This window comes from Mesorhizobium sp. SEMIA396 (assembly GCF_024518615.1).
GTDB lineage: Bacteria > Pseudomonadota > Alphaproteobacteria > Rhizobiales > Rhizobiaceae > Mesorhizobium.
In genome coordinates this window covers 100909-125253 of record NZ_JANIFC010000013.1, presented here as the reverse complement: position 1 = coordinate 125253, position 24345 = coordinate 100909, and the positions used below count along the sequence as shown (strand labels likewise).

The window sequence follows — 24345 nt, the reverse complement described above, 5'->3', positions numbered from 1 at the left end:
GTCAGAAAAGCTCAGTCCGTCAGCAGAATAATCTGGTCGGTATTGCAGGAAATCGCGACCGTGTCGCCCGGCTGGACGGCCGCCGTCGCGGGCAATTTGGCGATGAAGTGAAGCGAGGGGTCCTCGATGGAAACCGCAAGCACGCGCTTGAAACTGCCCTGGAAGACCACGTCGCTCACTCTGGCCGCGCCGAGCCTGACACTGCCGCTGGCCTCGCCGAGGACAAGATGCTCCGGCCGTATGGCCAGCGCAACGGCGGAGCCCACCGGCAGCGCGCCGGGCAGCGAGACCGGCCCGACGGGCGTGGCGACGGTGCTTGTCCTCTCCTTCGCCTCCGTGACTGTGCCGGCAAGGATCGAGCTTTCGCCCATGAAGGTGGCGGAAAAGCGCGTCGCCGGCCTGTGATAGACGCGCTCGGGCGGGCCTTCGTCCTCGATGCGCCCGTCATTCATCACCACACAATGGTCGGCCAGCGCCATCGCTTCTTCCTGGTCGTGGGTGACGTGGATGAAGGCGGTGCCGACGCGCTTCTGGATCGCTTTCAACTCGTCCTGCATCTGCCGGCGTAATTTGAGATCGAGCGCGCCGAGCGGCTCGTCGAGCAGAAGCACCGCCGGCTCGATCACCAGCGCCCGCGCCAGCGCCACGCGCTGCCGCTGGCCGCCGGAAAGCTGATGCGGCTTCTTGTCGAAGGCGGAGGCGAGGCCGACCAGCGCAAGCGCTTCACGCGCCTTTGCCGCCCGGGTAGCGCCGTCGACGCCCTGCATGCGCAGGCCGAAGCCGACATTGCTGCCGACGCTCATATGCGGGAACAGCGCATAGTCCTGGAACACCGTCGTCGTCGGCCGCTTGGCCGGCGGCACCGAGGTGCAGTCCTCGCCACGGATGAACACCTTGCCTTCGCTGGGGGTGACGAAGCCGCCCAGAATGGAGAGCAGCGTCGTCTTGCCGGAGCCGGACGGCCCGAGCAGGATGGTGTAGCTGCCGGGCTCGATCTGCAGCGAAACGTCATTCAGCACGGTGTGCTGGCCGAAGCGATGCGAGACGGCACGAATATCGACCAAAGGCGCGGTCATGCCTTTCTCCTGCGCAGCAATGTCAGTTCGAACAGCACCACCAGCACGATGGAGACGGCGAAGACCAGCGAGCCGACGGCGTTGGTCTTGGGGTTAAGGCCGGAGCGCAGCAGGTTCCAGATTTCGACCGGCAGCGTGGTGTCGAAGCGGGTGAGCAGGAAGGAGATCACGAACTCGTCCCAGGAGAAGGTCATCGACAGGAAGAAAGCTGCGAAAATGGCCGGCGCCATGACCGGCACGGTGATCAGCAGCAGCACCTTCCATTCCGGCGCGCCGAGGTCGCGCGCGGCACGCTCGATGTTGATCTGGTGGTCGCCCATCTGGCTGTAGATGATGGCAAAGCACAGCGGCAGGTTGATCACGACATGGCCGATGCCGGCGGCAAGCAGCGATTTCGGCACGCCGGCCCAGTTGAACAGCACCAGCAGCCCCATCCCGATGATGAGATAGCTGACCGTCAGCGGCAGGGTGATCAGCCCGCGCAGCAGGCCGGAGCCAGGCAGGACGAAGCGGGCAAAGCCCCAGGCGGAGAGAAAGCCGAGCGTGACGGCTGCGAGCGAGGAGATGGATGCCACCAGCAGCGAGTTGACCAGCGCCGAGGTCAGCCGCGTGTCCGAAAGAACCGCATCGTACCAGCGCAGCGACGGGCCGGTGAAGGGCGGGATCGGGAACGACGTCGCCTGCAGCGAAAACAGCACCAGCACGACGACCGGCAGGAAGATGAAGCCGTAGACGGCGAGCGCGTAGAGCCAAGAGGCGATGTGGACGAGCGGGCGCATCTCAGGCCCGCTCGATCTTCAGCCAGCGCGCGCAGGCGAGGTAGGCTGATGTGACCACCGCCATCAGGATAATCGACAGCGCCGAGGCCAGCGGGAAATCGCCGCGCCGGCCGATCTGCATCATCACCAGTTGCGGCATCAGCAGCTCGTTGTTGCCGCCCAGGATCTGCGGCGTGATGTAATCGCCGATGCACAGCACGAAGGTCAGGAAGGCGCCGACCATGATGCCGGGCAAGGTCAGCGGCAGCACGATATGCAGGAAGGTGCGCACCGGCCCGGCGCCGAGATCGGCGGCCGCCTTGCGGTAGCTCGGGCTCAACTGCTTGAGGTTGGCAAAGATGGTCAGCGTCAACAGCATGACGAAGAAATGCACGAAGCCGGTGACGGTGGCGAAACGCGTGTTGGCGAGTTGCAGCGGCTCGCTGATCAGGCCAGAGCCGGTCAGCGCCCGGTTGACGACGCCGTTCTGCGCCAGCACCAGCAGCCAGGAATAGGAGCGCACGACATAGGATGTCCAGAACGGCAGCACCGCCAGCATCAGCGCCAGCCGCTGCCAGCGTTCCGGCACCTGTTCGGCGAGGATCCAGGCAAAGGGATAGGCGAGCAGCACCGAGACCACGGTGACGATCGCGGTGACCTGCAGTGAGTTCACCATCGCCTGCCAGTAGGAAGGGTTGGTGAAGAACTGGCTGTAATTGGACAGCGTGAAGCCGCCGCCCTCATGCGCCGTCAGGCTGGAAAGCCCCATGGCGATGAAGGGCAGCACGAAGAACAGCAGCGTCCAGCCGAGCGCCGGCGTGACCAGCGCCCAGGGCAGGGCAGAGCCCGCCCGGGGCAGGGCCGCCCGGGGCAGAGCAGAGCCCGCCCGGGGCAGGGCACGTCCGTTGTTTGCCGAGCTGCTCATGAGCGCTATCGGCTCATTTCGCCTGCAGCATTTCGGTCCACATATCCTGCATCTTCTTGTCGAGATCGGCGTTCGGCGCCGGATAGGCCTGGGCGCGCGCCAGGAAGCCCGGCTGCTCGTCGAAGCGCAAAACCTTCTTCTGGTCGTCGGTGAGTGCGGCCTTGGTGTTGGCCGGCATGCCCCAATAGCAGGAGGAGGTGGCAAGGCGCGCCTGGCCTTCCGGGCTCATAATGTACTGGATAAACTTCAGCGCCATGTCCTTGTTCTTGGAATCCTTGAACATGGCCAGCGACTGCGACCAGAGAATCGCACCCTCCTTGGGGACCGAGAAGTCCAGCGCCGGGTTTTCCTTGGCCAGGCCCGCCGTCACCCATTCGCCGCCGCCGACCAATATGTCGACCTCGCCGGTCGCAAGCGCCGTCTGGCTGGCGGTCACTTCGCCGACCAGCTTGGCATTGGCCTTCATCTTCAAGAGCTCGTCCTTGAGGGCGGGCAGGTCGGCTTCGGTGAGATCGGCCGTCTTCTTGCCGATCGCCAGTGCGGCCATGCCGATGACCGGCAGGTAGTAGTCGTAGATGGCGACCTTGCCCTTGTACTTGTCGCCGGTGAGTGCTGCCATCGACTGCATGTCGGCTGGATCGACCTTGGTCTTGTTGTAGCCGATCGTGTTGTAGCCGAACTTTTCGGTGATGCCGTAGCGCTTGCCGCCGACCACGGTGGAGCCGTCCATCTTCACCTGCGGAAACAGATCGGCCAGCGGCAGCTTGTCTTCCGGCAATGGCTCGAACAGTCCCTTCTCGACGCCGCGCGGCACGTCGATGCTGTCGATCACCATCACATCCCAGTCGCCGGGCTGCGACTGCTCGACGATGGCGAGGCCGGCGCCGGTGCCCTCGAATTCCTTGACGTTGACCTTGACGCCATTGGCCTCCTCGAAAGGCTGCAGCAAGGCCGGATCGGCATGATCGCACCAGATCAGCGCGTTGAGATCGGCGGCCTGCGCGCCCGTCGAAAGCAGCAGCGCCGCGGCGGCGGCAGCTGTGCGCAAACGGGTCTTCAGGATGGAAAGCGGATTGCTGGCTGTGTGTGACATCGAGTGTTCTCCCTTGCCTTTGTGGCTTCTTGCAAAAAATTGAACCAATTCTAAAATTGAGTCAATTCTGTTTTTGTGGCAAGAGGCTGGGAATGAGCGGATTGCGGGCTAGGCAAAAGGCGGACCGGCACCGGCGTATCATCGAGGCGGCGGCCGAACTGTTTCGCGAGGCCGGCTACGAAGGCGCCAAGATCGAGGCGATCGCCGCGCAGGCCGAGGTCTCTGTCGGGACGATCTACAACTACTACGAGAACAAGGGCGACATCCTCGGCGCCATCGTCTCGCTGGAGGTCAACGAGGTGCTGAATGCCGGGCAAGGCGTCGTCGCCAGGCCGCCGGCCAATGTCGGCGACGCGCTGGACACGCTGGTCGGCATCTATATCGAGCACTCGCTGCACTATCTCAGCAAGGAGATGTGGCGGCAGGCGATGGCAATCTCGACGCAACTGCCCGACAGCCCGTTCGGCCAGGCCTACACCGCGCTCGACCGCGCCCTGACCGAACAGATCCGCGCCCTGATCGCCCGGCTGCAGGAGATTGGCCTGGTGCGCCAGGACATAGACGGTGCAGCGCTCGGCGAACTGATCTTCAACAACATGAACATGATGTTCATCGAATTCGTGAAGCGTGACGCGGCCAAGATACCGGAACTGCGCGCGGCGATACGGAGGCAGAATAGGATATTGGTGGCGGCGATTGGGGTGTGAGACGTCAGGAGCAGGCAGGAGAAAGCGTCGCTTCCGCATAAGACCTGGTTTCAGACGCGGGTCGCCTCTTGAGTTGAGTTTGAAATCTGGTACAACCTATAAGGGCATAAATAGAGGGAGGGGTAAATGGGGACGTTTTCAGTCTGGCATTGGGCGATCTTGCTGCTGTTGATCGGCGTGCCTGTTTTCCTTGCCGTTCGATCAGCCGCGAAGCCGTCACAGAATCCTGAGGCTCTTGTGGGCTTCGGCGGCTGGCTGATGCTGCTGGCTATCGGTCAGGCAGTGTCACCATTGCGGACGCTTGCCGACTTCGCCAATTCGGCCGACGGCTACCAGCAACTCATGACCCTCTCGAATGGGCCGCTGGCGGTGTATGGCGAGGTTGCCCTCAATCTGGCGTTTCTGGCGCTTCAGCTGGTTGTGCTCGTTTCGATGCTGCGGCGTAGCCGCCGCTTTCCGCAATTGTTTCTGCTCCAGTGGCTGGCGATTCCCGTCGTGTTTATCCTGGACACGATCTGGGTTGCGTCAGTTCTGGGCGTTCCGGTGAGCCTGGTGCTCGCAGGCGATGCGCTGGTGGCCCCCATAGTCTCGTTTGTGGTGACAGGGCTCTGGGTCGCCTACGTCTACAAGTCTGTCAGGGTGCGGAACACGTTCACCAGGATTGGGGCATCCGCCCAGGTTGCGAGCGCGTCATAGAAGGCAGCCCAATTTGGGATATTTTGGAGCGTCGGGGCTCGACGAACTGACCTTCAATGACATGATGTTCATCGAGTTCGTGAAGCGCGACGCGGCGAAGATACCCGGAGCTGCGCGCGGCGATCCGCAGGCAGAACCGGATTTTGGCGGCGGCGATCAGGGTTTGACCTCGTGCACCACTATGTCGTCATCGAAGCTGGAACGGCCAAATCCCGAGCCGAATGACCGCAACTGTCGTCCGTGACGGCTGCGAGCTTTTGGAAGGTCTTCATTTCGGCTTCATTTATAGGTGCTGCCCGCGCTTTCGCCTGGAGATCAGCCAGGCGCGCCACGAGGGCTTGCGACGTCTCGACTTCAGGGCTCATCATTTTCGTTTGTCCGATTCAGTGGCGATTTGACGAGCACACCCCGCCGCCATCCCTGCCGGCGGGCGTGGCCGGTTCGAAGTTTCAGTCGTAGACTTTCACAATCTTGCGTGTGCTCGGGTCCACCAGAACCGTTCGGTTGTCGACCACAGTATAGCGGTATTTGACGTTGGGGACCTCGTGGAGCTCGACCGTGTCTGGCAGAGCCGTGCCGACGTTCAGCTCCACCCCCGGAAGCTTCACAGAAGCCAAGGGTTGCTTCTTCACGTATTCGCGCACGACGGTGTCCTGTTCCTGTGTGATAACCACATCCTGTGCCGCAACCGCGCCGACGCTGGCCAGCAGCAAGAGCGCCGCAGCGGCGCTGGTTAGGTGCATCCCCATTGTTTTCCTCCTCTTTTAATGTGGCGGCAGCACGATCGGCTGCGCGCGAACTACCCGAACACGTCGCCAGGCCAAACGTTCCTCATACGGGCTTCTGTCGGAATCTCCGCAGGACCAAAGTCTGATTGGGAAACGCAATGGTCTTACCCGCTGGGAGTAGGCGGAACGGCTTAGGCCTGAAGGTTGTTGTCTCTGCAAACGCGGAGAGAAACAGTGGAAAAAAGTGTCGGTCAGGCGCGATGGTTGCTCGCACCGATTTTGGCAACAGCCATCACTTTCCTGGTGATGGGGATAGTCCTTGGCTGACATGACGTGGATCGGCGCGGCTACGTCCCTTCCTGCGCTGATAGGACCCGTGAGCCGCTTTCGGCGGCTGGCGGGTCCTGTATTTCACCGTGCGCTGGGCTGCTCATTCGGCAGCGAGCGCTTTCTAGCTCATGCACCTTGGGAGGTTTATTATGGATCGGCGATCCTTCTTGACCGCAATGTTTGGTGTTGCCGGGGCAGCGGCCCTTGCAAGCGCTGTCCGCCCAATCGAGGCAATGGCGGGTGTTCCAGGAGCCGGACACGGCATCCTCGACGAACTTGAGACGCCACAAACAGAGGCCTTTGACGAAGATTCACAGGCAGAAGTGCAGCAGGTCTACCATCGGGACTGGCACCACCGTCCTCACCGCCGCCGCCGGCGAGGCTGGAGACGGGTTTGCCGCAGTTACTGGCGGCATGGTCGCCGTCGCGTCCGGTGCTACCGCCGGCGTGGTCCTTCGGTCGTCCTTCGATTTTAACTAGTTTTCCGCCTTGGCCCGTTCCGGCTCACGCGCCGAGAACGGGCCGGTTGGGATCTTTTTGGTGAACGGTAACAATGACATTGGTCCAGAGATTGAATGCGAGTGGCAGCGCAAACCAACCGGGAAATGACAACGACCATGCCGCGGGGTTTGCGGACGCCGTCTCGTTGCCGGACGAGGAAAACATTGCCGACCTTGTCAGGCGAACGGAGCGCATGGCCATTTTGGTGGTTCTAGGAATGGGCGGCTGGTTGATGTTAGTGCCCGCTATTTACCTTGTACTGACCCACGGGATATGAACGACTTTCGGTGTCGCGGTAGCTGACTGCAGCATGTCAGCGGAAGCTAACGCAACATCCATGCGCGTCCAAAGTTGGATTGCGGGAGCATCGCATCGCGGCTTCCGCACCCCGTTTCCTGTATCGGCAATATGGGGACGGGCTGTTTTGCTGGCGCGAGGCACAAGTGTCTGGAACCACCTATTATAGTGGTCCACGTCCGGCATGCTGGGAAGGCGCTCTCATCCAACCAGCCGCGCATACTCGGCCTCCGGTTTGCCGTAGGTGCCGTTTGCGCAAGCCGCAAGGCCGCTGCGGTCCCTGATATGCACTTCGCCTCGTCGAGAATAGATGAAACCGCGCCCTTCCAGCACTTGCAGTCCAACGGTAACCCCTGGGCGTCTTGCTCCAAGCATGACGGCGAGAAACTCGTGGGTGATCGCAAGGCGTTCGCCGTGGACCCGATCGTCACACATTAGAAGCCAGCGCGCCAACCGCTCTTCAAGGTTTGATTTTGCGTTGATCAGGGCCGTATAGCTGGTCTGGATGTGGAAGTAGTGGACATAGCGCAACAGGAACAGGCGCAACGTTGGGCTGTTCGCAAGAGCCTCCTTGAAGGGCTCGGCTCCGATCCTGAAAGCGCTGCCGGGCGACTGAATGTAACATTGATGCGCCGCATAGTCAGCGCCCATCACGAGCGCGGCACCGGTCATTCCCTCAAAGCCGACAAGACCTACCTCGGCCTCCTTACCTGAAGCCGCCGCGACCACAGAGGCAATGCCGTCTTCCAGGAAGTAAACCGTCTCGATCTCCGAATCGGCTTTCTCCAAGGTCATTTTCAGCTCGAGGTCACACAGTTCAAGGTGTGGCTGCAATAGCCCCAGGTCACCAGGGTTAAGCCGACGCAACAATTGGTTTTTATAGGAAGCGTTCTCTGGATTGGTCATAGCTCAATCCCGCTTGGGGCAAGAGCTTTCCAATCTCCCTGCCGTCTGCGCCCGTAAACACGTGCAGACGATTTGGAGAAGATACGCCCTCTGGCGCGCGATTGACAGTGAAATGCGACCTGATGCACGGCGTCCCCCCAGCCGCCGAATTACAAAACAGGGGTGTACAAAGTTAAAGGGTTGGAATCGTACAGAACTCTGCTTCGTACGAATCCGACAATTTCGTGATCGCGGCCAACGCCGGCATGATGTGCATGGTTATCGATGTCGAGGTAGAGCGACGAGAAGGCGACTGGCAGGACCGACTGGCAAGGCGAAGGCTGTGCTCCATAACGGGTCAAACAATTTGGCATCTAAATTGCTTTGACGGGTATGGGGTGGGCGAGAGCCCGTCGCTTCGCAAATGGAGCGGCGGGTCTACTCTACCTGCGACTGTCGAATGGCCACAGCAGCAGGATGTACCCGCTTTTCAGCAGAAGCTAACGGAACATCCGTGCGCGTCCAAAGTTGGATTGCAGGAAGCACCGCATGCCGGCTTCCGCAGCCCGTTTCGTGTCACCGGCAATGTGGGCGGAACGGGCTGTTTTGCGTCGGTACGCGATTTATCCAAGCGGTGACTACTTGTGGGTAATCCAGTCCAACAAGCCTGCGTCAACCTGCTCGCACCCGACATATTCGCGGACCAAGCTTTCAGCCAGGTGGCGCCATTCACACGCGGGAACGCTTGTTTCCCTTACCAGGTTTCGAAATGCAGAGCGGAGAATGTCGGCATCGAAGGCCGAGACGGCAACAGGATCTGGATCCGGATCTTCCCAACCTCGGGCCAGGTCATCGCGGTGACGTTGGCGAAGGCCCTTGAGCAGTTCGCGCGAGGCCTCGATTGCGCGTCGGGAGTGGTCCATACCGCGGCGAAATGAAGGCGGTTCCGGCCAGGGAATGGTGCCGCAACCGAAAGCTGGTTTCTATAGCCGCGCGTGCGATTTCTATATGCGTTTCAACCATCGCGGCCTCCCTTCCTGCGAAGGGATTTATTTACTCTCTTTTCGCGCGTGACCCAAGAAGGATTCAACGTACGGTTTGATACGCAAGGGCGGCGTGCAGAGGGCTGCGGATCGTGGCCGTCTCTAACGAGCATTCGGGCGTGAGCAAGCTGTTCGAGCAAGACCAGCATTTGCTGCTCGCTCATAGGCAAGGTCGGCACGCAAGATTCTCGCCAATACAATCTCGTCAAGCGCGCTGACCGCAGTTTTGAATCAGGGTCTAATGTGGCGGAAATACAACGGCACATATCGGCGCGCTCTGCTACGAGAGGGTGGGTTACAGGGGATCACCTATGAAGAAGCTGCTTCTTGGTTTGTCGTTGTCTCTGCTGGCTTCGTCGGCGTTCGCTGCCGATGCCATGGTCGAAGAAGTCGCCCCGGTTTTTAGCTGGACAGGTGGGTATATCGGTCTTCAGGCAGGCTACGCTCGGGGTGAGGGGAATATACGGCAGGCCAGCGGCCCGGGCTTCATTGAGACAGATCCTGACGGGTTCCTTGGAGGTGTCTACGCCGGTTACAACTACCAGATGCCGAACAATATCGTCATTGGTGCGGAACTGGACGTCGTATATGCGAATGTTGATGACAGCGGCCAAATATTCGCCGCTCCCGGTCTCCCATTTCCGGGCGGCATCGGGACCGAGGAACTTAAGTGGAGTGGGGCGGCAAGACTTCGATTGGGATATGCCGTTGATCGCTTGCTTCCCTATGTCGCGGGTGGCGTTGCATTTGGCGACATCGACACAAGCAGTAATACCGTCTCAGGTTCTTTCGGAGACACATTTACTGGATGGACGATAGGCGCGGGCTTGGACTACGCCATGACCGACAATCTTCTGCTGCGCGCCGAGTATCGCTATACTGATTTCGGCACTGAATCATTGCCGACTGGTAATGTCGATCTGAAGATCAATGAGGTTCGCTTCGGCATCGCCTACAAATTCTAGTCCACTGGAGCCCATAGAGAGAGCCTGCCGCCAAACCGCGACGGGCTTTTTTCTTTGCGCGACAACAGAGAAATATCTCGGCAATGCGTCGTCGCATCCCTGGGACGGCGTCTCCCGCCTGGTTCCTGTCTTAGTGGTGGCTTTGGGCGTGACCGCTTTACATGCCTTGAGGAAAGTAGGAATATTATCCTCGGGTGGGGCGACTCTTAAAAGGTGTCGCAATGGCTCGGTCAAAACCTTCAAAGCGATTATCGCTGGCTGAAATCGAGCGCTTTCTCGTGGCGGCGGAAGCGCTGCACCTGAGCATCATCAAGCCGTTCATATCGCCGCATTGCGACCACTACAGACAGACGCGCGTCTTGCATGAGGTGCTGTTAAGGGCGGTGCGGGAAGTCACCGGGAAGGATGCTACGTTCATCCGGTGGAATTTGACCGGGCCAGCACAACAAGGGCCGGAGCGCCCGGCAGAAGAGCCCCCATAGCATTGTCCGGGACGGACGAGGGGCCTGAGCCGCGAACTATTTGCGATCCAGGCCCCTGGCCGTCGGGTTCGTGGCGACATTGCGCCCGCGGAATGCCATTCACAAGCTGGACCTTGGTCTTGCCATTCCTGTGGAGAGCGTCAACCTCAGAAGCTGAACAGTTGGAACTCCATCGCGATCCGACGCGGAAATCGTGCGTCTGAAGCGGGTGTTCGAGCGTGCATCCGCCGCCGCAACATTCAAGCGACTTCTTGCCGAAGAAGGAGAAGTCGTATTCGCCTCGCAAGAACACGTGTGTGTGAGAGCGACGTCGATGCCTGCTCCAACAATACCATCGACCAAAGTTGCATCCCGCTCGGCGTTTCCACCTGGATAGAACGTCTTCAGCTTTGCGGCGGTTACACCACCGTGACAAACGGCATGTTGCTGGTGCCCCCGGACGGCGCTAAATGCCAAATCCCACTGAGGCGTTCCACCCGAACTAACCGTTAAAAATCAAGGGGGTAGAAGGGGCTCTTCCCCCGAAGCGGTTAAGCTCGGTGTACCTCTTTGTGCCCGAGCGGTGTACCTTCTGTCAAGGCAGATACAAACTCCGCGTTGGCCATCTTTCTGGTAGTCTGTCGCATGGACGATACCGAAGCACTGCCCCCCAAGATGCAACTCAATATCGACTTCAACAAGCTGAAGGCGGTGGCCGAAGTCGGAGTGCGGAGGGCGTCTGTTTTCATGGGGGTCGGTACGAACGCTATAGCGGTAGATCCTCCTATCTCGCATATCCTCTCTGACAACGTGCAGTTCCATTTCGTCCCACCAGACCCATCAGATGAAATGAAGCGACACTACCTTGAGGAGTTCGAAAGCTGGACCATCGGCAACTGTCTAAGGGATTTGGCAGACAGTTTTTCTATGTTCCTGACGGAGGCATTTTTCATACACCTCCTCCTTCAAACGATGACCTATTCCGAAAGCGAAGACCTGAAGGCGAAACGGAAGTTCGAGAAGCTCAACGTAGGCGCGCAGTACAGTTGGCTAGCGCTGGACCTGCAACTCAGGCCTGATCTTGGGGAAATGTTCGAGACCTTTCGGCTCGCTCGAAACTGCCTCTCACATCGGATGGGCAATGTGACTTTGGAGGATGCTCCAAGCGGCGAACTTCGCATTCGGTGGTGCTTGTTTGGCGCTTCTGTAGTTGGCGAGGACGGTCAGAGCGTCTTGATGGACAACGCCACGATAGGGACGGATCAGTCGTTCGTGGCGCGAGGTGGGCCGATTATGCTCGGGATGCACTGGAAAGAGCGTGCATTTCCGGTCGGCACCGCCATACGCCTGTCCAGACATGATCTCAGCGAAATGTGTATGGGCGTCACCTTGGTCGCAGAACACGTCGTGCAGAAGCTCATTGAGTACACCAGAGCGAAAGGGGTCCCGGTGAACGTGCTGGACCCCATTGACCGCGCGGAAGAACCGTTCGCCGAAGGCTCGGAGCCCGCTTAAGGGCCAGGAAAGGCTAGCGTGCGCTGGGGGCGGTGGGGCAGGACGCCACAATCTTCATGCTGTATACAAAAGGCCCCCGCTGTGTCCTCTACTGGTCTGCTCGCTCACGAGCTTGCCGCGCGATCTCCGCCCAAGCGCGCTTCGCCCTTATCAGTCGCGCCAGAATGGCGACCGTGGCGGAGCGCCATCCCTTAATCAGCCCATAAATCAGAGCCACTATGCCCACCAAACTAGACGAACGGCGGCGTACGCAGCGGCCGGAACATTTTGTCCTTCTCTAAGGCGGCGGCCCACCGTGAGCATCAACCCGTCTAGGGCATACATCGGAGACAGGAAAGTCTCAATGCGCTTCGTTCAGGTCAAGGCTGGGCAGTAGAATACCGGTCCCAAAGCACCCACCCCCGACACACCTCTTGGGGCGATGCATCGGGGGCAGGGGACGCGTTAGTCAGTGAAGGCTGTGCCGGCTTTCCGGGCGGCTGCTATGGCTTGGGCATGCCCATGGAAGACGTGCCATTCGCCCTTAGCTGCAGCCTTGCGTAGTGCCGGGTAGTCGGCGTCGTCGACATGCTCAAAGTAGGTGTCAAGGGTCAGCCCATGCTGCCTAAGCACGTTGCGCTCCAGATGCTGCTCGAATGCAGCCACGACCACAGCCGCTTCAACCTCCTCGATCCCAAAGGCTTCCCCAGTCGGGATTTCTCCAGTCTCCACGAAGGCGTCAACAATGAACTGCTGTTGGGGTTCGCTGTGAGTGTCCCTGAAGCGGTCAAGGCTCTGGTCGGCCATGCGCACAAACTCGGCATACTGCTTCTCTTCCTTCTGGTCGGCTGTCAGTTCATCGTCGTCGGTCTGGTCGCCCACGGTGGGCAACTCAGGGGCCGAAGCCCCGTCGTCACTCTCGGCCCCCGTGGTTACCTGAAAGAATAGCCGTAGGGGACCAGAGCTGCGTTCACAGCCGCGACGTAGTCGCCCTGGCTGATCTCCCCACGTGCCGCCATGTCCTTGGCCTGCTGGGGTCCCAACTGGATGCCACCAACGGTCACCGCAAGCTGATCCACAAGGACCTGCGGCGCTGAGCCATTCATGGGCTTAGCCGCTGCTACCTGAGCCTTCTGGCTCTCGTTCAGCGCCTGCCCGGTGTTGATGCCAAGGCGCTTAGCCTGAAGCTGTTGATTTGCCCGAAGGCCTGCTTCCGTTTGCGCCGCGATCTGCTCTTGAAAGGCGGCTTCCTTACGATCCTTCTCGGCCTGCTCATGGTCGCGCCGCATCTGGTCCACGCGGTCTTCAAGGCCCTGTCGGTCCCGTGCTTCCTGCCCGCGAATGTCGATCTGGTTGCTGTTGATCTGGAGCCCGGAGGCCTTGCTGAAATCGTTCATAGTGTTCGTTCCTTCTGGTCGTGATGGATCGCCCCGGCGCGTCATTGCTCCGGGTGCGGTATGTCGGTCTTGTGGTGGCTGGGTCAGCGCCTTAGGGTGAACCCAAAGGTCATCGTCTGTAGGCCTTCTGGACGCGCGCTAAGGCCGGTTGGGGTCGTTGCTCCGGCAAGACCATCGCTGGCTCCGGCGACCCTTCCACGCGGCGCCGTGGGTCTCATAGACATCTCGGCAATACGCCGTGCGACTGCCACGGCCTCAAGCTCGGGATAGCCGTAGACTTCAAAGCATCGTTCAGCAGCCGTGTTGAAGCTCTGGGTCCATTCGATGCCGATCCCCGGCAGTCTCCGGTCTAGCTGCGAGATGGTCTCCCAGTCATCGGCCTTGATCCATTCGACCAAGGCAAGGGCTGCCTCTCGCGTGGGATAGGTCGCAGCCCAGTCACGCCGCCTGATGTCATCGAACGTCATGCCCGGTCACCCTTGGCGGTCATCCGACCCATTCGGTAGAGATACGCTATTGGCGAGCCCTCGGGGTTCTCGATCTCGTCCACGGTGAACGGGTCGAGGGCACCCATGGCAACCAGCCGCTCCATAGTCTGGTGATACTGCTTCACTTGCTCGGGGCTCATCGCCCGCCACTCCTCCTTCTTCGGTTGGATCACGACACCCTCGGCAGTCTTCCGCCTCTGGTCTCGCCGCTGCTTCGCTTCCTTCAGTGACTTCGTTCGGCGCATCTTCGCGCGCTGTGAAATGGCCTCGTCAGGTATCACCCGCTGGCCCGGTAGGTGGTCGAGCGTCAACCGTTCCCGGCCCCCTCGCTCGGCCCGTTCATCGTCGTGGTTATTTCTCTCGTTCTTGCGCTTGGCATCGTGACGGACCTTGGCCTCAGCAATCTTGCCCTCGACCATAGTCTGCCACTCTTCCGGCTTGTAGCTTTCGCTGTCGGTCGAGGTCATGACGAGATGGACCACCTGTCTGTCAGTTAGGTCCTTGACGTCGGCCACATGGTCGAGGATGGCCCATAGCGACGGCAGATAGGTCTGATCCCCAGCCGCATTCCTTGGCCCCGTCCACGACGCTCCAAGCCGGTGTTCGTGAAGTGGTCGACCCTCGGGGTGGCTGTCCCGGTAGGGCGCAAGGAAAGCCGTCACGACATGTTCGGTAACGTATTGGTCATGGAGCCCGTTCGGGTCCCATCCGGGCTGACGTAGGGTCGCCAGCGCCTTCTCATCGGTAGTCATTTTTCGACGATGTAACTCCTTGTGTAATGTAGGTATCCAGTCGGATGACGATCATGGTGACGTAGTCAGGGAACGCCCGAAGGCGGACCAATTGGGGACATAGGGGAACCCTCGGGTTGAAGACCACCGAAGGGAGAGACCAAGGAGGGAAATCCCCAGTCCGGGTTCAATTCGAAGTCCAACCGCAGGTGTCAATCATGAATGGAAGGTGGCGTGCTTGGTCACGGAAGAACCTTCAGCTTCCAAGCCTTCCATGCCCTGATCTGGTCCGCTCGGGTGTTCACATGCAGGGAAACCATTCGGGGCGATGCTCCGGTGATCCTGCAGATGTCGACCTGGGGGAGGTCAGGGAAGTGGTCGGACAGGAAGCAGACTTCCATCTGAGGTGTCATTTCTGACCGACGAGAAGCCTTGAAGCTGTCGAGGCATTCCTTGGCCGTTATGACGATTGGGCTTGAAGCGATCTCAGACGCCATGGTCTTGACCGCATCCTCCCACCTGAGGTCGGCCCAAGATTGGCCCTCCGGCGATAGGACATCGAAGGGATAGCTCCCCGCCTTCCTTGGATAGATGCGCTTGCCGAGACCGGCTTTGACGGCTTCGTCCGTAAGGCGTCTTCGGGCTACCCGAGAGTGCCCTGACTTAGACACCTCAAGGTGTTCTTGGAGTAGCCCGAGGTGGGACAAGACTGCTCGGACTTGCCGAGTTCCGACACCCTTCAGGATGCCGTATTCAGTCACGGTGACCCAGTTGCCGAGTGAGACGGTGTCGAGGTCGCCGGTGGTTCGGTCGAGTAGTTCGGTCGTGTATTCCATTGCTCCTTTGTTGGGTGGTCGAAGAGGCTGTCCCCATGGAAATGCACGGATAAGGACAAACGCGCCTCACCAAAGCTGACCCGCCAAGTGCCACGTCCAGTCGCCCCGGAAGGAGCAAACAAGGCAACAGGCAATCGCAATGCAGGGGAGAACCGCGCGGGTCAGCTTGGGGGAGGAGCGTTGGATAGGTGCTGATGGTGGCCGTTGTCAGTCGGTGACGACGCGCGTTCATCGTGCTGGTGGCATTGGAAGCCGCCTTCGTAGTGCTAGTGGTGTGGCTTGTCGTCAGCCAGCGGCTGTCAGAACCTTCTGGACCGCTGAAGGTGAGCACCCGGCTTCCTTTGCAATCTGCCTCACAGAGCGCCCGTCAGCCTTCAGGGCCCTGATCAGGGCATGGTCGAGCGTCACCGGCCTGCCGGTCTTCCATGGCTCGCCTTGGGCCGCTGCCTTTGCCTTCGCCTTGGCGATGCCTTCCATCTGGCGCTCCTTCCGAAGGGCCGTCTCAAACTCGGCGATGCTGGCGAGGATACCAAAGACCAGCTTGCCCGTTCGGGTGGTGGTGTCGAGCGAGGCGTCGTCCAGCACCTTGAAACCAACGCCCTTCTTGTCGAGCGTCCCGACGATCTGGTGGAGGTGCGCCGCTGATCTCGCCAGACGGTCCACCTTGGTCACCACGAACACGTCACCCTCACGGGCAAACTCCAGAGCCTTCTCAAGCTCGGGCCTCGTCTCGTCCAAACCAGACCGCTTCTCGCTGAAGACCTTTTCAGCACCGGCAGCCGCAAGCTTCTCAAGCTGGGTGTCGAGGTCTTGGCCAGTGGAGCTAACGCGAGCATAGCCGATGATCATGTGTGCACTTTCCTCTAAGAGAATTGGTGTACATCACTTAGTGGACGATTGGTGCACATGTCAAGCATCGTGTTCACGAAGGTATAGGTTTGTGGACAGGACAGAATGGGTCGCCGCCGTAGCGCGTGGGAGCTAAGGACCACTCAAGGACGGCGGAGGGGTGCCGTTGTGGTGAGACCTAGGCGCACATGATAGCGGCGCGCGGTGTCGTCCCTCACGTTCATCCGAACTTCAGCGAGAGCGGCATGGGCTTGAACCATTTCGACGCGGGTTTCGCCGAGGGTGCGGCGAAGCACGGTAGCCAGGACGATATGGAAGGCTGGGTCATCGGTCATGAGGCACTCTACACCTATTTCCGACAAACCACCCCGCGCCAAGCGTGGCAACAAAGGGGGTACGGGGGGTCGGCGCGCGTGCCAGTTATCCGATCACCCGCTCAGAAATTTCTGCCAAATATTCCGACCCCATATGGGCCTTCGGTCCCGCATTGACATCGCCTTCGTTCCGCTAGAATGATCCTGAAAAAATCAGTGCAGAGGACGACATGCCGATAACACAGCTAGCTAACGGCACCTTCGAACCTGAAGAGATAGCCGTTCTCCAGGAAATGTTCGATCAACTCTGTTCGCTGCGTGGGATCACCCGCCGAAGCCCTGAAGCTACCACAGCCGCCGAAAGCCTAATGGGAGCATACCAATCCGGGCTTCGCGGCGATGAACTGCTTCAGGCCCTCGCGCCGAAATAGGCGCTGCTCTAAATCTCTTCAGGCAATCCTTCGGGGGAACCATTAAGGTCACCAAAGGGTTGGGCTCGGTGCTAACCGTGTGGGCTGACCATGGAAGAGCTTTCTCCCGAGCAACAGCAGGCTACATCGCGTCTCATTCGGACGTGGATTACTTCAGAGACACTGCGCCATCAAATCCGCCAACTGCTGAACCTCCCAGTGGATTGGGATATGTCCGAGCAGCATCGGTCCATGCTTGACGAGTTAGATCGGAAACGCAACGAATGACCTCATGGCACAGCAGAGGTACGACCTAAGGCAAGACCCAATGGAACCATTTATCGGACAATAAGTTAAAGGCGCCAGGACTCGTGGGGACTCCCTGATGACGAAGCGTGACAAAGCCGGTCACAAGACCGTTGCCGACCATCTGCTGGAGCTGATCCGAAACGAGGACAACCGCCACCAGGTTCAGCAGGCCTTCGGGCTGGAAGTTGACCCTGAGTTACCACCAACTCTAGCCTCATTGCTCGACGCCATTGAAGAGGCTCATCAGGAAACCCTAAATTACCCTGATGAGGCAGTTGAGGTACGACCTGAGGAGAGACCCAGACGGGACCTGGACGGTGTTCGACGTGTTCACCGGGCAGCCGGTTTCGCCTGATGGTTGGCCAGCGATAGGCCTCAATAGGGAATATGCGGACGATCTCGTAGACCTACTGAATGCCGAAGACCTCAAGTGCAGGCTCTCCCACCGTAGGTTCATCTGATGGAACTCCATTGGTTCAGCCCTGTGGTCCCCGTCAGAACCGAGAAGGTCGGCATCACGCTGGGCGTCAGCAACGTCGAGACCGCCGCTGAGGAACTCATGAAGTGGCCCGAGAAGGGACCGAAGTGGAACAAGGCGGTGCAGCTCTGCATCGACTGCTTCGAGGACCGAGCGTCACCCCAGGATGTCCAGAAGGCCTTTGAGGAGGCTGCTAAGGAGCAGGGGATGCTTCGGTCTTTGTAGGTGGTCTCCTGACTACGGCAGTCTCCCTAAGCACCCTCGGCCACACCAAAGAGAGAACTGCTAGGGCAGCTCTGCATGGACGACTTTGAGGACCAATGCGTCTACTGCGAAAGAACAGGGGTTCTCATGAGCGGCCGGGTGGCTGTCCAATAGCTATATCGGTAAAGACTCGGTAGGCTGCCTGAATGCTGACCAAGAGCGAACTACTCGAAATGGGTCCGGACGCGAGAGCATTCTATCTAATTGGTGCATTTATGGGCTATTTCGCACTTCTTGAGGCTGGCATCGGAGACGCTCTGGGAGAGGTGCTTGGCGTCAGTGGTGCCCGCCGTGTCATCATCAATAGAAACATGGGTTTCGATGAGAAGATCAAAACTCTGCGTACGCTGGTTGATCACTTTATCTCTGATCGAAGTCTAGCGGCGAAATTCGATGAACTGGCAAAGCAGGCCAGGAAGTGCGGTGAGCTTCGCAATATCGTTGCTCACACGCCATTTCGAGCTAGCAGCGTATCTGATGGGGTTGAGTTCTTCCGGGTGTCGGCGAATAGCAAGCTTGAGTGGCCCGCCACAGATTGGTCCACAGGCACACTCCTTAGCCACATCGACAACATCAACAAGATCGATAACGAATTAAGACTGATCGAAGGCCGGATGCAGCTTCAACGTATCGCGGAAGCTTTAATGCGTGAGCCTGACGGTAAAGGGTCTGCTCCGACCGGTGGTGGGCTACTGGGGCTCGGCGGGCTCTTTGGACTGGGCTCGATCTCTCCCGAGGGAGAAGATCATCCGAGCGCCGGTTAACGCAAGCCGGGTTTGCCTCGTGTGATAGAGCCGCGCTCCTAAGTATCTGTGCCCCGGTCACACCTTAGAAGAACTAAGGGGACCAAAGAGGTAGGCTTATCGGGATACGATTTCTACAAGCGCTTGGGAAGAGCGGAAAAGAAGCTCGCATGTGATGCGGCCAAGAACTAAGGACAGCGATGCTCAATCCTGATGATTGGAAGTTAGCAATCGAAGACGCGCGCTTCAGGCACAACGCTTTGGTTGGTCTAATTATAGCCTCAGATAATCAAGCCTTGGCCTTGATGCGACTTTTCCTGACCGTGGCCACTGCCACTGGTGCGGGTTTTGCGTCGGTAATCGTCCCCCACACTTTGATCCAGACCCCACTCGCGTGGTCGCTAGCAGCCGCTACGCTCGCCATGGTTTATTCGGCTTGGCAGTGCTTCCGCGTAATCAGTCCTCGGATCATAAATCTTCCCGGTAGGGGTGCCGACTTCTGGCTCTGGGCAGCAGATGCCACGGGGACCCGTGAGGAAGTCTTCCGGCAATACCTCAAGGTCCTCGCTGAAAAGCACGAGATCAATAAATCTGTCAACGAAAGCCAAGCCTCAGCTCTGCGATGGGCAAAGCTGGGCGGCATCCTGTCTCCCATGGTCGCGCTGGTAGTCGGCGGATTGGCGGCAGTGATGCCGAATTTGCTTTAGCGTTCGCGCTTCGGCGGGTCTTCGCTCTTTCGACTATCCCAATCGGTGGGAGGCGGCGGTGGGGGTGGGGGCGGCGGTGGTTCAGGCTCTTTTTCAGACATAGCAGGTGCCTCGGTCTCTTTCTGCCTAGATCCATTCATAGCACGTTTGCTGGGGCCGTTCTCTCAAATTTCCCGCCTCTCCATCCGCGCCCTGAGTTGGCTGCCAGATCAGTTCGCTTTAGACGAGTTCCCGCTGTGGGCTACTGCCTCTACGCGCATCGTGTGGGCCATTGCGTTCCCCTCCTTGCGGCTTGCGCGGCGCGGCATAGAGCGCGCGTCAAGCTGGTCCTGAAGGCGACCGTTGAGGACCATCATTTCCTTGAGCGCCTTCATCACGTCGCCCCTGTGAACGGCAACGAACTTGTCGGCGACGGCTTGAAGGGCGGCTTCTTGTCGGCTGTCCAGCGTCACAATGTGGTCCATGTGAGCGTCTCCTAATGTCTCGATCGTTAGTGAACAAAAAGAGAACATAAATGTCAAGAGCGGATTGACCAAGCGAGGAATGAGTTCCTATTTTGGGGCTATGGCTGACACTGGTGGAAGACGAAGGCGCGGCGGCGAATGGAAGCTTGGCAATGCCCACGAGATTGGGCAGCTTGTGCTGGTCCGGTGCGGTCTGTGCAACGTCAAACGATGGTATCTGCCGAGTGATCTGAAGGAAATCTTCGGGGACATTGAAGCGGAATTGGTGGGAGGCAAAATGAGTTGCAAGCGGTGCGGCAAGAATGAGTACATGGATGCCGAAACACAAAATCCATCGGCCCGAGAAAGGCAGGGCATCAGGGTTACGCGGCTTGCAGAAATCAGGATGGTACGGCGAGTTGTCTGGCGGGATGAAGGCTGAGGGCCACAAAGCGTCCATTGGGCTTGATCACTTGGCGCGGCGTCCTTTCGTCTTGTACGGTGGGTCAAATAATCAAGAGATTGATCACCAATGCCTTTTAATTTCACGATCCCAAGTCCTACCAGCTCAATTCCCTTCGCCATGCTGCCAGGCACTTCCCTGATATTTGTCGGCTCAAACGGTGGAGGCAAGACGCGCCTCGCCGTGGAGATAGAGAATCAGCTCCAACTCCGGGCGCACCGTATTTCCGCGCACAGGGCGCTGACGCTAAATCCCGCTGTAGCCAAGATCACCGAGCGGAATGCGAAATTGGGCCTTCGAACAGGAAATTCCCGTACGGATGCGAACCTTGGGCATCGTGTTGGAAGCCGCTGGCGAGGCGACATGGCGACTGGACTCCTCAATGATTTCGACGTGCTACTGCAGGCCCTCTTTGCCGATCAGACCAACAAGACGCTGCAGACCCACCAGAGAGTCAGGGCCGGCGATGCAGGTGCGGCAGAGCCGACCAAGTTTGAGCTGTTGGCCGGCATCTGGCAGCGGCTACTGCCTCACCGCAGGCTTGTTATCTCCGGCGACGACATCCGTGTTCAAATCACAGGATCGCAGACGGAATATAACGCCAAGGACATGAGCGATGGCGAGCGGTCAGTGTTCTACATGATTGGTCAAGTTCTCGCCGCCGATCCCGACACGCTCCTTATCTTTGACGAGCCGGAGCTGCACGTTCATCGATCTATCATGGCCAAACTATGGGACGAGATGGAGGCTGCACGCCCCGATTGTGCCTTCATCTTCATTACACATGACCTCGAATTTGCCGCGTCACGGGTTGCCCAAAAGATTGTGATCCGGGACTACAATCCCAAGACCGGTTGGGTGATCGAACCGGTGCCAGAAGAAACCGGTTTCGATGAGCAGATTGCGACGCTCATCCTTGGGAGCCGTCGCCCGATTCTCTTCGTCGAAGGCGGCAGCACAAGTCTCGACACCGTCATATATCGCTGCTGCTATCCCGAGTGGACAGTCATCCCGCGCGGTTCATGCGAAGAAGTAATTCATTCAGTTGTAACAATGCGCGCTAACGCGGACCTTACACGAGTGACCTGTTCCGGGATCGTAGACGCCGATGACTATTCAGGGCCAGAAATTGCGAATCTGGCACGGCTCGGCGTCGCCGTCCTACCGGTTTCAGAGATCGAGAATGTCTTCCTGCTTCCTGAAGTGGGGCGCAGAATTGCGGAGCATGAGGGCTATAACGGGGGAGATCTCGATAGTCGGCTCGACGCGCTGAGACAAGCCGTCTTCGCTGACGTCACTCCAGCATCGGCTGCGGGCACTATCGCGCGATACTGCCGGCGACGAATTGACCGCACCCTGAAGATGATTGATCTCAGCGGCGCAACTACGGTTGCAGAAATCGCAGCCGAATTTGCCACAAAGACGGCAGCACTGGACATTGCCGCAATTGGAGCCGAAGCGACGGCCCGTATCGATGCCGCTGTGGCAAACCAGGACATGGCCGAATTGGCCAAGCACTACGACAACAAGGGACTGATGGCTCTCGTGGCCAGACATCTCAAGAACACGACAATGAGCGAGTTCGAAATGTGGATAACTCGCGTCTTGCGCAACAATTTGGTTCCCGGACTTACGCAAGCCCTTCGCCGGGTTCTTCCCACAATTCAACCGCGATAGGACCTCGACATACGCTTTAGCGCCTGCATTGGACACTGCATGCATTTGGTGCCGCGATTGATGCCGGAGTTCGTAGTCCAGCCTGTCCGTTAGCCTTTGGTAAACAAATGTCCGTTGCCGAAGTCGTCCCCTTCGGTAGCTTCACAGCAACGGCAGTCGGCCATCTTTCTTGCCCAGCGGAAACTTGATCTGCGTGGCCGGTTTGTCGACGATCACAAGGGCATCGTCAGGCGCGGTGCGTTGCAAGCCCCTTGCTTCCGACCATGGGGCTCGTAGCCACGTCTCGGTTTCCTCTTTCGTCGTCAGGATCACCGGCATGGCCTTCGCATGGATCGGCTTGATGAGGGCGTTAGGCTCGGTTGTGAGGAACCCATAGACCTCATGGTCGCCGGGACCGTCCTTCACCTTGCGCACCCCATGCCAATGCGTCCAAACCCCTGCAAAGAAGAACAGCGGGCGGTCTTCATTCAAGGCAATCCAATAGTTCCGCTGAACGCCAGTCTGGGGGTCCTTGTCATTCTTCTCTGGGCTCGGCTCGGCAAAGCTCGTCACTGGAACCACACAGCGATGCTCTACGCCGAGGTATTGCCGCCAGTAGGCAAGGTGGGTCTTGCGCACGTTGGTAGTGCCGTAATCGGCGTTGCCTTTCACATGTTCTACGGGCGTCGGCATCCCCCACAGCAGATTGGCAAGCTCGCGTTGCCCGTCCGACGCATTGCGAACTACAGGACCGGGGGGCCGGTTGGGGTAGATGTCAATTGACGGCTCAAGGTTGCCCAAGATGTCCCGCAAGGTGCCGGTCCATTGGCGGATGGCCTCTTGCGACGTGGTGAGGTTGTAGAGGTTGCACATGGCTGGTTCCTTAGGCGTGGCCTTCGCTGACTAATCCAGAGCCAAGGATCGGTTGCTGCCTAGCGTCGATGCCGACAATTACTCGCGTCAATCGGTGGACGAGATCAGCCAAATCTAGGATGCGCTGATCTTCTTCTCTCGTCGAATATGGCGAGACCAAGTTGCCATGCATCACGGAATTTCGCAGCTTCCTCCAAGCGCTGACATTCGCGGCTGTGACGGCGCCCCCCTGCCGAAGGTCCCCTAGGAAACTGGACACGGTCTTTGTTTCAGCTCTAGTTAATTCGTCAAGAATGCGCCTCTTCAGCCTCGCGTCGCCGTCCCAGGTCTGAGTGTGATCCCGAAGCGCGCTCAAGTCCTTCTCGACGAAGTCGGCCTTCAGTGGAGTTGGCCCCATCAACAGCTTTGCAAGACCCTCTGCGACGCTCGCCAAAGTAAGGCAAAGCACCCAGCGCGATCCTTGTGTCGCTTGTATGATCTCTTCGTAAAGGCGTGTGATCAGATGCGGCTCGGAATTTAGATGCCCCCCTTCGTCACGCGTATTCGCAACATGTTCGAGCAATTTCCCGTAGAGGGTCCAGAAGTCCGGCTTTGATTCGAAGGGATTTCCATCCACCAATGAGGCAATGCCCGAGTCTATAAAACGCCTTGGAGACGGTCGCAGCCAGACCTGTGCTCTGCCATCTCCAAAGTTCCGCGCCACGAGGCGAGGAAAAATTAACTGACCCAGCAAGATTCGCAACGGCTCGCTCAGCCAATTCTCGGTACATGGGTGCGGCAGCGCCTTGGACGACGTAGCCGTAACCCAGAGAGCGCTTCCGTCCTTCGTACGGAAGAACTCAATTTCGGAACCGAGAACCTGTACTGTTTGCTTGGCGAGCCGGCGACTATATTCGACCTCGACGTCATCAAGCGTGGTGACCGTAACCATCGCCTTCTCTACAGGCACCCGCACCTCAGGCTGAAAGACCAACTCCACGCTCGATAGTTGGGAAACCCATCGCCCGGACGCGCTAGTGAGAAGCGAGTCCAACTCGCCCCACAACTCCCAAATGCCCGTCTTCGTCTCTCCTAGCTGCGGATTTGTCCAGCCTGCTGCCCACTCAGTTCCCTGTATGTCCGTGGCAAAGAGGCGAAAGGTGTTGGAGGTATCGTAGGGATCTTTCTGCTGCTTAGCGAGCCGCTTGAACGCATCCGCACTGTCTGATGGTGTGGCATACATCCGATACTCAATTTCGGTGAAGCTCTTAATTACAATGCGACCTGAGCCGGCAAAGACCGGAGGTTCAAAGTCACCGCCGATCATCTTCATCGTCGGACAGTCGATTGTGATTGGAAGCGGTTTGAGCAGATGCCGCCAGCGATCTAGCGTCCGTATAGGCACTGGAGCGGATGCTGGGGTCAAGAAACCTCCTTCATGTCATT

27 protein-coding genes are annotated in these 24345 nt (G+C 58.9%); 12 read left to right on the top strand and 15 right to left on the bottom strand.

Translation table 11 applies throughout. The features are described 5' to 3' along the window. Positions 1–11: 11 nt before the first annotated feature. Genes NP503_RS27305 through NP503_RS27290 form a run of 4 tightly spaced genes read right to left on the bottom strand, consistent with a single transcriptional unit; the run spans position 12 to position 3852 of the window. A complete protein-coding gene (locus tag NP503_RS27305) occupies positions 12–1076 on the bottom strand; it encodes an ABC transporter ATP-binding protein (protein ID WP_127272608.1) in 1065 nt (354 codons plus the stop codon). Continuing rightward, positions 1073–1855 carry an ABC transporter permease gene (locus tag NP503_RS27300; RefSeq protein ID WP_127301950.1) on the bottom strand — a complete coding sequence of 261 codons (783 nt, stop codon included), beginning with the start codon at positions 1853–1855 and terminating at the stop codon, positions 1073–1075. The genes NP503_RS27305 and NP503_RS27300 overlap by 4 nt, the downstream gene beginning before the upstream one ends. A 1-nt stretch (position 1856) precedes the next feature. Then, positions 1857–2759 carry an ABC transporter permease gene (locus NP503_RS27295; protein ID WP_127270788.1) on the bottom strand — a complete coding sequence of 301 codons (903 nt, stop codon included), beginning with the start codon at positions 2757–2759 and terminating at the stop codon, positions 1857–1859. A gap of 13 nt (positions 2760–2772) precedes the next feature. Further along, positions 2773–3852 (bottom strand): spermidine/putrescine ABC transporter substrate-binding protein, encoded by a 1080-nt coding sequence (locus NP503_RS27290; protein ID WP_127270786.1) that lies wholly within the window; start codon positions 3850–3852, stop codon positions 2773–2775. 92 nt (positions 3853–3944) lie between these two features. On the opposite strand from NP503_RS27290, the gene NP503_RS27285 reads away from it, so the two are divergent. The 3 genes from NP503_RS27285 (at position 3945) to NP503_RS27275 (ending at position 5499) form a co-directional block, all read left to right on the top strand. Next, a complete protein-coding gene (locus NP503_RS27285; protein ID WP_127270785.1) occupies positions 3945–4559 on the top strand; it encodes a TetR/AcrR family transcriptional regulator in 615 nt (204 codons plus the stop codon). A gap of 126 nt (positions 4560–4685) precedes the next feature. Then, positions 4686–5255, top strand: a complete 570-nt coding sequence (locus tag NP503_RS27280; RefSeq protein ID WP_127272713.1) for a DUF2569 family protein — start codon at positions 4686–4688, stop codon at positions 5253–5255. Positions 5256–5316: 61 nt separating this feature from the next. After that, positions 5317–5499, top strand: coding sequence for a hypothetical protein (locus NP503_RS27275; protein WP_236383443.1), 183 nt, complete (start codon positions 5317–5319; stop codon positions 5497–5499). Positions 5500–5704: 205 nt separating this feature from the next. Here NP503_RS27275 and NP503_RS27270 read toward each other — a convergent pair whose 3' ends face one another. Both NP503_RS27270 and NP503_RS27265 read right to left on the bottom strand, forming a co-directional pair. Further along, entirely contained in the window at positions 5705–6004 is a 300-nt protein-coding gene (locus tag NP503_RS27270; protein WP_127271999.1) for a DUF1236 domain-containing protein, read from the bottom strand. Positions 6005–7312: 1308 nt separating this feature from the next. After that, entirely contained in the window at positions 7313–8017 is a 705-nt protein-coding gene (locus NP503_RS27265; RefSeq protein ID WP_127270307.1) for a Crp/Fnr family transcriptional regulator, read from the bottom strand. 1333 nt (positions 8018–9350) lie between these two features. Here NP503_RS27265 and NP503_RS27260 point away from each other — a divergent pair. The 3 genes from NP503_RS27260 (at position 9351) to NP503_RS27250 (ending at position 11980) form a co-directional block, all read left to right on the top strand. After that, the gene (locus NP503_RS27260) at positions 9351–10004 is read left to right on the top strand and encodes an outer membrane protein (protein WP_127272367.1); all 654 of its coding nucleotides are present in this window, start codon (positions 9351–9353) and stop codon (positions 10002–10004) included. Between the two features lie 221 nt (positions 10005–10225). Further along, positions 10226–10486, top strand: coding sequence for a hypothetical protein (locus NP503_RS27255; RefSeq protein WP_127268735.1), 261 nt, complete (start codon positions 10226–10228; stop codon positions 10484–10486). Between the two features lie 624 nt (positions 10487–11110). Next, positions 11111–11980: a hypothetical protein gene (locus NP503_RS27250; RefSeq protein WP_127268734.1), complete on the top strand. Its 870-nt coding sequence runs from the start codon at positions 11111–11113 to the stop codon at positions 11978–11980. A 444-nt stretch (positions 11981–12424) separates the two neighbouring features. Here NP503_RS27250 and NP503_RS27245 read toward each other — a convergent pair whose 3' ends face one another. From NP503_RS27245 to NP503_RS27220, 6 genes are all read right to left on the bottom strand, one after another. Beyond that, positions 12425–12841, bottom strand: coding sequence for a hypothetical protein (locus NP503_RS27245; RefSeq protein ID WP_127268733.1), 417 nt, complete (start codon positions 12839–12841; stop codon positions 12425–12427). A gap of 50 nt (positions 12842–12891) precedes the next feature. Further along, positions 12892–13356, bottom strand: a complete 465-nt coding sequence (locus NP503_RS27240; RefSeq protein ID WP_127268732.1) for a hypothetical protein — start codon at positions 13354–13356, stop codon at positions 12892–12894. A gap of 83 nt (positions 13357–13439) precedes the next feature. Further along, on the bottom strand, positions 13440–13823 hold the full coding sequence (locus NP503_RS27235; protein WP_127268731.1) for a hypothetical protein: 384 nt from the start codon (positions 13821–13823) through the stop codon (positions 13440–13442). Then, positions 13820–14596, bottom strand: a complete 777-nt coding sequence (locus NP503_RS27230) for a hypothetical protein (protein ID WP_127268730.1) — start codon at positions 14594–14596, stop codon at positions 13820–13822. Before NP503_RS27230 ends, NP503_RS27235 begins: the two co-directional genes overlap by 4 nt. 221 nt (positions 14597–14817) lie before the next feature. After that, entirely contained in the window at positions 14818–15411 is a 594-nt protein-coding gene (locus NP503_RS27225; protein WP_127268729.1) for a hypothetical protein, read from the bottom strand. Positions 15412–15696: 285 nt separating this feature from the next. Then, positions 15697–16260 (bottom strand): recombinase family protein, encoded by a 564-nt coding sequence (locus NP503_RS27220; protein WP_127268728.1) that lies wholly within the window; start codon positions 16258–16260, stop codon positions 15697–15699. Between the two features lie 1109 nt (positions 16261–17369). Here NP503_RS27220 and NP503_RS27215 point away from each other — a divergent pair. The 4 genes from NP503_RS27215 to NP503_RS27195 all read left to right on the top strand — a co-directional run bounded on the left by NP503_RS27215 (position 17370) and on the right by NP503_RS27195 (position 19485). Then, on the top strand, positions 17370–17648 hold the full coding sequence (locus NP503_RS27215; protein ID WP_164748846.1) for a hypothetical protein: 279 nt from the start codon (positions 17370–17372) through the stop codon (positions 17646–17648). 105 nt (positions 17649–17753) lie between these two features. After that, a complete protein-coding gene (locus tag NP503_RS27205; protein WP_127271076.1) occupies positions 17754–17996 on the top strand; it encodes a DUF982 domain-containing protein in 243 nt (80 codons plus the stop codon). Between the two features lie 185 nt (positions 17997–18181). Then, positions 18182–18799: a hypothetical protein gene (locus tag NP503_RS27200; RefSeq protein ID WP_127271074.1), complete on the top strand. Its 618-nt coding sequence runs from the start codon at positions 18182–18184 to the stop codon at positions 18797–18799. Positions 18800–18978: 179 nt separating this feature from the next. Beyond that, the gene (locus NP503_RS27195; RefSeq protein ID WP_127272366.1) at positions 18979–19485 is read left to right on the top strand and encodes a hypothetical protein; all 507 of its coding nucleotides are present in this window, start codon (positions 18979–18981) and stop codon (positions 19483–19485) included. Between the two features lie 209 nt (positions 19486–19694). Here NP503_RS27195 and NP503_RS27190 read toward each other — a convergent pair whose 3' ends face one another. Then, positions 19695–19949, bottom strand: a complete 255-nt coding sequence (locus NP503_RS27190) for a hypothetical protein (protein WP_164749064.1) — start codon at positions 19947–19949, stop codon at positions 19695–19697. A 79-nt stretch (positions 19950–20028) separates the two neighbouring features. Here NP503_RS27190 and NP503_RS27185 point away from each other — a divergent pair, with 79 nt between their 5' ends. Together NP503_RS27185 and NP503_RS27180 are read left to right on the top strand one after the other, a co-directional pair. Continuing rightward, a complete protein-coding gene (locus NP503_RS27185; protein WP_236383438.1) occupies positions 20029–20370 on the top strand; it encodes a hypothetical protein in 342 nt (113 codons plus the stop codon). 90 nt (positions 20371–20460) lie between these two features. Continuing rightward, positions 20461–22068: an AAA family ATPase gene (locus NP503_RS27180; RefSeq protein WP_127268092.1), complete on the top strand. Its 1608-nt coding sequence runs from the start codon at positions 20461–20463 to the stop codon at positions 22066–22068. Positions 22069–22209: 141 nt separating this feature from the next. Here the strand turns inward: NP503_RS27180 and NP503_RS27175 are convergent, their stop codons facing one another. Together NP503_RS27175 and NP503_RS27170 are read right to left on the bottom strand one after the other, a co-directional pair. Continuing rightward, positions 22210–22920 (bottom strand): SOS response-associated peptidase, encoded by a 711-nt coding sequence (locus NP503_RS27175; RefSeq protein ID WP_127268091.1) that lies wholly within the window; start codon positions 22918–22920, stop codon positions 22210–22212. Positions 22921–22930: 10 nt separating this feature from the next. Then, positions 22931–24232 (bottom strand): hypothetical protein, encoded by a 1302-nt coding sequence (locus NP503_RS27170; protein WP_127268090.1) that lies wholly within the window; start codon positions 24230–24232, stop codon positions 22931–22933. Positions 24233–24345 lie beyond the last annotated feature (113 nt).

What these genes read in the sequence shown, in the direction of transcription:
- NP503_RS27300 (WP_127301950.1), bottom strand. Translation starts at nt 1,855, where the DNA reads ATGCGCCCGCTCGTCCACATCGCCTCTTGGCTCTACGCGCTCGCCGTC.
- NP503_RS27250 (WP_127268734.1), top strand. Translation starts at nt 11,111, where the DNA reads ATGGACGATACCGAAGCACTGCCCCCCAAGATGCAACTCAATATCGAC.
- NP503_RS27280 (WP_127272713.1), top strand. Translation starts at nt 4,686, where the DNA reads ATGGGGACGTTTTCAGTCTGGCATTGGGCGATCTTGCTGCTGTTGATC.
- NP503_RS27170 (WP_127268090.1), bottom strand. Translation starts at nt 24,232, where the DNA reads ATGAAGATGATCGGCGGTGACTTTGAACCTCCGGTCTTTGCCGGCTCA.
- NP503_RS27205 (WP_127271076.1), top strand. Translation starts at nt 17,754, where the DNA reads ATGGAACTCCATTGGTTCAGCCCTGTGGTCCCCGTCAGAACCGAGAAG.
- NP503_RS27305 (WP_127272608.1), bottom strand. Translation starts at nt 1,076, where the DNA reads ATGACCGCGCCTTTGGTCGATATTCGTGCCGTCTCGCATCGCTTCGGC.
- NP503_RS27295 (WP_127270788.1), bottom strand. Translation starts at nt 2,759, where the DNA reads ATGAGCAGCTCGGCAAACAACGGACGTGCCCTGCCCCGGGCGGGCTCT.
- NP503_RS27265 (WP_127270307.1), bottom strand. Translation starts at nt 8,017, where the DNA reads ATGACCAATCCAGAGAACGCTTCCTATAAAAACCAATTGTTGCGTCGG.
- NP503_RS27235 (WP_127268731.1), bottom strand. Translation starts at nt 13,823, where the DNA reads ATGACGTTCGATGACATCAGGCGGCGTGACTGGGCTGCGACCTATCCC.
- NP503_RS27215 (WP_164748846.1), top strand. Translation starts at nt 17,370, where the DNA reads ATGACGAAGCGTGACAAAGCCGGTCACAAGACCGTTGCCGACCATCTG.
- NP503_RS27275 (WP_236383443.1), top strand. Translation starts at nt 5,317, where the DNA reads ATGATGTTCATCGAGTTCGTGAAGCGCGACGCGGCGAAGATACCCGGA.
- NP503_RS27195 (WP_127272366.1), top strand. Translation starts at nt 18,979, where the DNA reads ATGCTCAATCCTGATGATTGGAAGTTAGCAATCGAAGACGCGCGCTTC.
- NP503_RS27185 (WP_236383438.1), top strand. Translation starts at nt 20,029, where the DNA reads ATGAGTTCCTATTTTGGGGCTATGGCTGACACTGGTGGAAGACGAAGG.
- NP503_RS27200 (WP_127271074.1), top strand. Translation starts at nt 18,182, where the DNA reads ATGCTGACCAAGAGCGAACTACTCGAAATGGGTCCGGACGCGAGAGCA.
- NP503_RS27190 (WP_164749064.1), bottom strand. Translation starts at nt 19,949, where the DNA reads ATGGACCACATTGTGACGCTGGACAGCCGACAAGAAGCCGCCCTTCAA.
- NP503_RS27220 (WP_127268728.1), bottom strand. Translation starts at nt 16,260, where the DNA reads ATGATCATCGGCTATGCTCGCGTTAGCTCCACTGGCCAAGACCTCGAC.
- NP503_RS27230 (WP_127268730.1), bottom strand. Translation starts at nt 14,596, where the DNA reads ATGACTACCGATGAGAAGGCGCTGGCGACCCTACGTCAGCCCGGATGG.
- NP503_RS27290 (WP_127270786.1), bottom strand. Translation starts at nt 3,852, where the DNA reads ATGTCACACACAGCCAGCAATCCGCTTTCCATCCTGAAGACCCGTTTG.
- NP503_RS27180 (WP_127268092.1), top strand. Translation starts at nt 20,461, where the DNA reads ATGCCTTTTAATTTCACGATCCCAAGTCCTACCAGCTCAATTCCCTTC.
- NP503_RS27255 (WP_127268735.1), top strand. Translation starts at nt 10,226, where the DNA reads ATGGCTCGGTCAAAACCTTCAAAGCGATTATCGCTGGCTGAAATCGAG.
- NP503_RS27270 (WP_127271999.1), bottom strand. Translation starts at nt 6,004, where the DNA reads ATGGGGATGCACCTAACCAGCGCCGCTGCGGCGCTCTTGCTGCTGGCC.
- NP503_RS27260 (WP_127272367.1), top strand. Translation starts at nt 9,351, where the DNA reads ATGAAGAAGCTGCTTCTTGGTTTGTCGTTGTCTCTGCTGGCTTCGTCG.
- NP503_RS27175 (WP_127268091.1), bottom strand. Translation starts at nt 22,920, where the DNA reads ATGTGCAACCTCTACAACCTCACCACGTCGCAAGAGGCCATCCGCCAA.
- NP503_RS27225 (WP_127268729.1), bottom strand. Translation starts at nt 15,411, where the DNA reads ATGGAATACACGACCGAACTACTCGACCGAACCACCGGCGACCTCGAC.
- NP503_RS27285 (WP_127270785.1), top strand. Translation starts at nt 3,945, where the DNA reads ATGAGCGGATTGCGGGCTAGGCAAAAGGCGGACCGGCACCGGCGTATC.
- NP503_RS27240 (WP_127268732.1), bottom strand. Translation starts at nt 13,356, where the DNA reads ATGAACGATTTCAGCAAGGCCTCCGGGCTCCAGATCAACAGCAACCAG.